The following is a 7991-nucleotide window of genomic DNA, read 5'->3' as shown; positions in this document are numbered from 1 at the left end:
CCCACCGCCCCCAGCGAGGCCGCCGCCGCCGCGACCCTCGGCGTCGAGACCACCGCCCGGACCATGGCCGAGGCCGCGGCCGAGCCGGCCACCGGCATCACCGGTGCGCAGAGCCTGGTCCGCTCCCTGGAGGCGGTCGGGGTCGAGGTCGCGTTCGGCATCCCGGGCGGGGCGATCCTCCCGCTCTACGACCCGCTGTTCGACTCCCACATCCGGCACGTGCTGGTCCGCCACGAGCAGGGCGCCGGCCACGCCGCGACCGGGTACGCCCAGGCCACCGGCCGGGTCGGGGTCTGCATGGCCACCTCCGGCCCCGGTGCGACCAACCTGGTCACCCCGCTGGCCGACGCCTACATGGACTCGGTGCCGATCGTGGCCATCACCGGCCAGGTGTCCACCGGGTCCATCGGGACCGACGCCTTCCAGGAGGCCGACATCCGCGGCATCACGATGCCGGTCACCAAGCACAGCTTCCTGGTCACCAGCGCCGACGAGATCCCGCAGCGGATCGCCGAGGCCTTCCACCTGGCCAGCACCGGCCGCCCGGGCCCGGTCCTGGTCGACGTCCCCAAGGACGTGCTGCAGGCGCGCACCGACTTCAGCTGGCCGCCGCGGATCGACCTGCCCGGCTACAAGCCGACCACCCGTCCGCACGGCAAGCAGGTCCGCGAGGCCGCGGCGCTCATCGCCGGGGCCCGGCAGCCGGTGCTCTACGTCGGCGGCGGGGTGCTCAAGGCAGGCGCCAGCGCCGAGCTGGCCGAGCTGGCCGAGCTGACCGGTGCGCCGGTGGTCACCACGCTGATGGCCCGCGGCGCCTTCCCGGACAGCCACCCGCAGAACCTGGGCATGCCCGGGATGCACGGCAACGTCACCGCGGTCACCGCGCTGCAGAAGGCCGACCTGCTGGTCGCCCTCGGCACCCGCTTCGACGACCGGGTCACCGGCGAGCTGTCGAGCTTCGCGCCCAACGCCGCCGTCGTCCACGCCGACATCGACCCGGCCGAGATCGGCAAGAACCGGCGGGCCGACGTGCCGATCGTGGGCGACGCCAAGGCGACGATCGCCGAGCTGGTCAGCGCGCTGCGCGCCGAGCACGCGGCCGGCCGCACCCCGGAGCTGACCGCCTGGTGGGAGCAGCTGGAGGACTGGCGGGCCCGCTACCCGCTCGGCTACGACTGGCCGGAGGACGGCGCGCTGTCCCCGCAGTACGTGATCGAGCGGCTGGGCGCCATTGCCGGCCCGGACGCGGTCTACGCCTCCGGCGTCGGCCAGCACCAGATGTGGGCCGCGCAGTTCATCCGCTACGAGAAGCCGGGCACCTGGCTCAACAGCGGTGGGCTCGGCACGATGGGCTACGCCGTCCCGGCCGCGATGGGCGCCAAGTACGGCCGGCCGGAGACCACGGTGTGGGCCATCGACGGTGACGGCTGCTTCCAGATGACCAACCAGGAGCTGGCCACCTGCGCCATCGAGGGCATCCCGGTCAAGGTCGCCGTCATCAACAACGGCAACCTCGGCATGGTCCGGCAGTGGCAGACGCTCTTCTACGAGGGCCGCTACTCCAACACCCACCTCAGCACGCACGGCGCCGGTGACGGCTCGCCCAAGCAGGTCCGCATCCCCGACTTCGTCACCCTCGCCGAGGCGCTGGGCTGCGTCGGCCTGCGCTGCGAGAGCAGGGACGACGTCGACGCGGTGATCGAGAAGGCGATGGCGATCAACGACGCCCCGGTGGTCATCGACTTCATCGTCGGCTCCGACGCCCAGGTGTGGCCGATGGTCGCCGCGGGCGCGAGCAACGACGAGATCCTGGCCGCGCGCGACGTGCGGCCGGTCTTCGGAGAGGGGCAGGTCTGATGACGCGACACACGCTCTCGGTCCTGGTCGAGAACAAGTCCGGTGTGCTGGCGCGGGTCTCGGCCCTGTTCAGCCGGCGGGGCTTCAACATCGAGTCCCTCGCCGTCGGTCCGACGGAGAACCCGGACCTGTCCCGGATGACGATCGTCGCCGACGCGGAGTCCCAGCCGCTGGAGCAGATCACCAAGCAGCTGAACAAGCTGATCGAGGTCATCAAGATCGTCGAGCTGGACGGCGGGGCCGCCGTCCAGCGTGAGCTGCTGCTGGTGAAGGTCCGCGCACCGCTGGCCGACCGGACCCAGGTGCTGCAGACCGCCGAGCTCTTCCGCGCCCGCGTGGTCGACGTCAACGTCGACACCGTCACCCTCGAGGCGACCGGGACGCCGGACAAGCTGCAGGCGCTGGTCGCCGTCCTCGCCCCGCTGGGCATCAAGGAGATGGCGCAGTCCGGCACCGTCGCCCTGGGCCGCGGCCCGCGGTCGATGAGCGGCGCCGGTACCTTGCGCCCGGTCGAGCGCTCCGCGTAACTCCCGAACCGCACCACCCCCATCCGCGCTTTATCGCGATAGAGCACCAACCGAAGGGACGTACCACCGCATGGCCGCCGAGATCTTCTACGACGACGACGCCGACCTCTCGATCATCCAGGGGCGCACCGTCGCCGTCCTGGGCTACGGCAGCCAGGGCCACGCCCACGCGCTGTCGCTGCGCGACTCCGGCGTCGACGTCCGCGTCGGCCTGCCCGAGGGCTCGAAGAGCCGCGCCAAGGCCGAGGCCGAGGGGCTGCGCGTGGTCACCCCGGCCGAGGCGTCCGCCGAGGCCGACCTGATCATGATCCTGGCGCCGGACCACGTGCAGCGGAAGCTGTACGCCGAGTCGGTCGAGCCCAACCTGCAGGACGGCGACGCGCTGTTCTTCGGCCACGGCTTCAACATCCGCTTCGGCTACATCAAGCCCCCGGCCGGCGTGGACGTGGCGATGGTCGCCCCCAAGGGCCCCGGTCACCTGGTGCGCCGCGAGTTCAGCGACGGCAAGGGCGTGCCCTGCCTGATCGCCGTGGAGCAGGACGCCAGCGGGAGCGCCCAGGCCCTGGCGCTCTCCTACGCCAAGGCGATCGGTGGCACCCGGGCCGGCGTCATCAAGACGACCTTCGCCGAGGAGACCGAGACCGACCTGTTCGGCGAGCAGGCCGTGCTCTGCGGCGGCATGTCGGCGCTGGTGACCGCCGGGTTCGAGACGCTCACCGAGGCCGGCTACCAGCCCGAGATCGCCTACTTCGAGTGCCTGCACGAGCTCAAGCTGATCGTCGACCTGATGTACGAGGGCGGCATCGCCAAGCAGCGCTGGTCGGTGTCGGACACCGCCGAGTACGGCGACTACACCTCCGGTCCGAAGGTCATCGACGCCCGTGTCAAGGACACGATGAAGGACGTCCTGACCGCGATCCAGGACGGCACCTGGGCCGCCGGCTTCATCGCCGACCAGGACGCCGGCGCACCGGACTTCACGGCGAAGCGGGCCGCCGCCGAGGCGCACCCGATCGAGGAGACCGGCCGCCAGCTGCGCGGCCTGATGAGCTGGGTCAGCGCCAGCGACGACTACACCGGCACCGCCGCCCGCTGATCGACGGACCCCGCTGCTGCTCATCGGCTCGCGGCGTGGCCCTCCTGCAGGGGCCCGCCGCGAGCTGGCGAGTGGTGGGGGGCAGGAGGGTCCTTCGTCAACGGGGGAGCTGTGCCCGCCGCTGGCGGTGCGCGGCGTAGAACTGCGCGGCCGAGGAGAGCGACGGCAGCACGACCGTGGCCACCGACGCCGCGAACAGCAGCAGCGCGAACACGATGCCACCGCCGTCCCCGTCGCTCAGGCTGCCGATCAGCATCACCCCGGTGACCGCCGTCGCGATCGACCCGGCGACGATCAGCATCACCCGGCTGCGGCCGGTCAGCGCCCACACCGAGCCCCAGATCATCACCACCGTCCAGGCCACGGCCAGCAGCCCGATGGCCAGCAGGACGCCGGCGACGGCCCCGGTGACCGCACCGAACCCGGGGATCTCGTCGTCCAGGCCGCTGGCGCCGCCTGCCGCGACCGCGCCGACGATGACGAACAGCAGGCTGACCAGCACGCCGAAGGCGCCGAGCACCAGGCCCAGGACGGCGGCGGTGATCACCCCGCCGGGCCGGGCGACGGCCGGTGACTGGCCGTAGCCGTAGCCGGCCGGCTGCGGCGTCCCGTACTGCCCGTAGGGCGAGGGCTGGTACTGGCCGTACTGCGGGGGCTGGCCGTAGCTGCCGTACTGCGGCGGCTGCCCGTACTGGGGCGGCTGCCCGTACCGGCCGTACTGCTCGGTCTGGCCGTAGGAGGGCGGCTGCCCGTACTGCGGCGGCGGGCCGTGCTGCTCGGTCGGCGCGTACGGCTGTCCCGGCCCGGGCTGGGTCCCGTACGCGCTGGACCCGGTCCCGGTGGAGGAGTCGTCGCGGGGCGCGGTGGGGTCCAGCGGCTGGCCGAGCGGCGTCGTCTCCTGGCGGCCCTGGTCGTCGTCCCGGTCGTTGCTCATGGTCTCCTCCGCACGGGCCGGCGGCACCGGCGCTCCGGCCCAGGATGGCGGTGTCCCGGGGGAGCGGGCAACAACCCGCCCGGACGCGGGCGCGGTCCACCCAGTGGGACCGCCGGGCACCGACGCTGGACGACGGGGTCGACGTCCCTACGCTGTGGACCCGTGACCGCCACTGTGCCGGGGACCACGCCCGTCGTCCTGATCGCCGAAGAGCTCGCGCCCAGCGTCCTGGAGGTGCTGGGCAGTGACGTCGAGATCCGTCACGTCGACGGCGCCGACCGTGCCGCCCTCCTCCCGGCGCTCGCCGAGGCCTCGGCCGTGCTGATCCGCTCGGCCACCCAGATCGACGCCGAGGCGCTCGCCGCGGCGCCGCAGCTCAAGGTGGTCGCCCGGGCCGGCATCGGGCTGGACAACGTCGACGTGCCGGCCGCCACCGAGCGCGGCGTGCTGGTGGTCAACGCACCGACGTCGAACATCGTCAGCGCCGCCGAGCACGCCGTCGCGCTGCTGCTGTCCGCCGCCCGGCACATCCCGGCCGCCGACGCCTCGCTGCGCGAGGGGAAGTGGGCCCGGTCGAGGTTCACCGGCGTGGAGGTGACCGAGAAGACCGTCGGTGTCGTGGGCCTGGGCCGGATCGGCGTGCTGGTCGCCCAGCGGCTGGCGGCCTTCGGCGTCACCCTGCTCGCCTACGACCCCTACATCCAGCCCGGCCGCGCCGCCCAGCTGGGCGCGCGGCTGGTGTCGCTGGACGAGCTGCTCCGCGAGTCGGACTTCATCACCATCCACCTGCCCAAGACACCGGAGACCCTCGGGTTGATCGGCGCCGAGCAGCTGGCCGCCACCAAGCGCGGCGTGATCATCGTCAACGCCGCCCGCGGCGGGCTGGTCGACGAGGCGGCGCTGGCCGATGCGCTGCAGTCCGGCCAGGTGGGCGCCGCCGGCATCGACGTCTACGCCAAGGAGCCGTGCACCGACAGCCCGCTGTTCGGCCTCCCCAACGTCGTCGTCACCCCGCACCTGGGCGCCTCGACGACGGAGGCGCAGGACAAGGCCGGCACCGCGGTGGCCCGCAGCGTCCGGCTGGCCCTGCAGGGCGAGTTCGTCCCCGACGCGGTCAACGTGCAGGCCGGCGGGGTGGTCGCCGAGGACGTGCGGCCGGGCCTGCCGCTGGCCGAGAAGCTCGGCCGGGTGTTCACCGCGCTGGCCGGCGGGCTGGCCCAGTCCGTGCAGGTCGAGGTCCTCGGCAAGATCGCCGAGTTCGACGTGTCGGTGGTCCAGCTGGCCGTGCTGCGCGGCGTCTTCGCCGACGTGGTGGAGGAGCCGGTCACCTACGTCAACGCACCGCTGCTGGCCGCCCAGCGCGGCCTCGAGGTGGCCCTCACCAGCGACCCGGAGAGCCCGGACTACCGCAACCTGATCACCGTCCGCGGCGCGATGGCCGACGGCACCGAGGTCACCGTCTCGGGCACCCTGTACGGGAAGAACCAGGTGCCCAAGCTGACCGAGGTCGCCGGGTTCGACGTCGACCTGACCGCCGACGGGTACCTGTTGTTCTTCGTGTACACCGACCGGCCCGGTGTGGTCGGCGCCGTCGGCGCGAGCCTGGGCGAGGCCGGGATCAACATCGCCGGCGCGCAGGTCAGCCGGACGACGCAGGGCGGCGAGGCGCTGATGGCGGTGACCGTCGACAGCCCGGTCAGCACCGAGCTGCTGGCCGACATCGCCGGGCGGATCGGCTCCCGGCGGGCCCAGTCGGCCGACCTGACCCCCAGCTGAGACCGCCGCCGGGTTCTCCCGGCACCGCGCCCGAGGCCGCGGCGTCCACCGGACGAGTGATGGGAGTGCCGCTGTCGGTCATGCCGCTGGTGCAGGGGCGGATCTCCTTCGGTGTCCAGGCGGTCAGCCCCTACGAGACCGTCGACGACCTCGGCACGACCACCGGTGCCACCGGGGTGGAGCTCAGCACGCCGATGAGCTTCGACCCGCTGGCCCCGGGGCTGTCGTTCAGCGACCCCGCCGATCGCGCCGTCGGCCGGGGACGCTCCGGTGTCCCCGGTGGAGGCCCCGCCGGCCGGCTGACCGGCTCTCCCGCAGGACCCGGACGCCCTCCGCGAACACCTCGCGGGGGGCGTCCGGCGTGTACGGGTGCGGGAGGCGGAGTGGTCGCCCACTAACCTCTGCCCTCATGCGGCTGGCAGTGGTCCCTGGAGACGGCATCGGTCCCGAGGTGGTGGCGGAGGGCCTCAAGGTCCTGCGGGCCGTGGCCCCGGACGTCGAGGCCACCCCGTACGACCTGGGGGCGGCGCGCTGGCACCGCACCGGTGAGCTGCTGCCGGACTCCGTGCTCGACGAGCTGCGCCAGCACGACGCGATCCTGCTCGGCGCCGTCGGCGACCCCGGGGTGCCCAGCGGCATCCTCGAGCGCGGCCTGCTGCTCAAGCTCCGCTTCGAGCTCGACCACCATGTCAACCTGCGGCCGGCCAGGCTCTACGACGGCGTGCGCAGCCCGCTGGCCGAGCCCGGCGAGATCGACATGCTCTGCGTGCGCGAGGGCACCGAGGGCCCCTACGTCGGCAACGGCGGGGTGCTGCGACGGGACACGCCGCACGAGATCGCGACCGAGGTCAGCCTCAACACCGCCTTCGGCGTGGAGCGCGTGGTCCGCTACGCCTTCGAACGGGCGGTCGCCCGCCCGCGCAGGCACCTCACGCTGATCCACAAGACCAACGTGCTCACCCACGCCGGGTCGTTGTGGTCGCGCACCGTGGAGGAGGTATCCGCGGAGTTCCCCGAGGTCACCGTCGCCTACCAGCACGTCGACGCGGCCGCGATGTTCTTCATCACCGACCCGTCCCGCTACGACGTGATCGTCACCGACAACCTGTTCGGCGACATCGTCACCGACGTGGCCGCCGCCGTCACCGGCGGGATCGGCATGGCCGCCAGCGGCAACCTCGACGTCTCCGGTACCAACCCGAGCATGTTCGAGCCGGTGCACGGCTCGGCTCCCGACATCGCCGGGCAGGGCACCGCCGACCCGACGGCCACCGTGCTGTCGGTCGGGCTGCTGCTGGACCACCTCGGCCGCCCGGAGCTGGCGAAGAAGGTCAACGCCGCGGTCGCCTTCGACCTGTCCACCCGCGACCCGAAGGCCACCATCCGCACCGCGGAGATCGGCGACCGGCTCGCCGCCCTGTCGGGCTGAACCAGCCCACGGGGGCGGGGGTCCGCAGCAGGTCCCCGGCAGCCGGCCCCGCCGCGGGCGTGCCGGCCAGCGTCATGGGGACGACGAGCGGGGCGTCCCCGGGCGCGGGCGTCACGTACCCCACGCGCTCTCCGTCCGTGCGGTGGAGGACCTGCCAGGTGGTGGTCACCGGTCCTCCTCGAGGTCGGCCCGGATCGTGCCGCGCCCCGCCGCCCGCCGTCACCTGGACTCCCTCGTCCCATCCACTGGACGGGCCGTTCCACCGCCGCCGGTTCCGTGCTGTACTGGGCGCGATGGACGCCACCCTCACGATCATCATCAGCTAGCGCGCAGTCACCTCCCCGACTGCGCGCAACCTCCCGTGACCCGGGA

General features: G+C 73.2%; 6 protein-coding genes. 5 read left to right on the top strand and 1 reads right to left on the bottom strand.

Annotated elements, in window-relative coordinates; all coding sequences use genetic code 11:
- The 3 genes from FHL80_RS11310 to ilvC form a co-directional block, all read left to right on the top strand.
- Nucleotides 1–1857: acetolactate synthase large subunit (locus FHL80_RS11310; RefSeq protein WP_246078615.1), on the top strand; the 1857-nt coding region annotated here is incomplete at its 5' end.
- On the top strand, nucleotides 1857–2384 hold the full coding sequence (gene ilvN / locus FHL80_RS11305) for an acetolactate synthase small subunit (RefSeq protein ID WP_138733512.1): 528 nt from the start codon (nucleotides 1857–1859) through the stop codon (nucleotides 2382–2384). The genes FHL80_RS11310 and ilvN, both read left to right, overlap by 1 nt.
- A gap of 70 nt (nucleotides 2385–2454) precedes the next feature.
- On the top strand, nucleotides 2455–3480 hold the full coding sequence (gene ilvC, locus FHL80_RS11300; RefSeq protein ID WP_138733511.1) for a ketol-acid reductoisomerase: 1026 nt from the start codon (nucleotides 2455–2457) through the stop codon (nucleotides 3478–3480).
- Nucleotides 3481–3577: 97 nt separating this feature from the next.
- Here the strand turns inward: ilvC and FHL80_RS11295 are convergent, their stop codons facing one another.
- The gene (locus FHL80_RS11295) at nucleotides 3578–4414 is read right to left on the bottom strand and encodes a hypothetical protein (RefSeq protein ID WP_138733510.1); all 837 of its coding nucleotides are present in this window, start codon (nucleotides 4412–4414) and stop codon (nucleotides 3578–3580) included.
- Nucleotides 4415–4576: 162 nt separating this feature from the next.
- Between FHL80_RS11295 and serA the strand changes: the two genes are divergently transcribed.
- Both serA and FHL80_RS11285 read left to right on the top strand, forming a co-directional pair.
- Entirely contained in the window at nucleotides 4577–6190 is a 1614-nt protein-coding gene (gene serA / locus FHL80_RS11290) for a phosphoglycerate dehydrogenase (protein ID WP_246078614.1), read from the top strand.
- A 409-nt stretch (nucleotides 6191–6599) separates the two neighbouring features.
- On the top strand, nucleotides 6600–7619 hold the full coding sequence (locus FHL80_RS11285) for a 3-isopropylmalate dehydrogenase (protein ID WP_138733509.1): 1020 nt from the start codon (nucleotides 6600–6602) through the stop codon (nucleotides 7617–7619).
- Nucleotides 7620–7991: the final 372 nt, after the last annotated feature.

The sequence above is a fragment of the Modestobacter excelsi genome, assembly GCF_005930495.1.
In the GTDB taxonomy this organism is placed as follows: domain Bacteria; phylum Actinomycetota; class Actinomycetes; order Mycobacteriales; family Geodermatophilaceae; genus Modestobacter; species Modestobacter excelsi.
The sequence above is the reverse complement of the archived record's forward strand: the minus strand, read 5'-3'. Positions and strand labels throughout refer to the sequence as shown.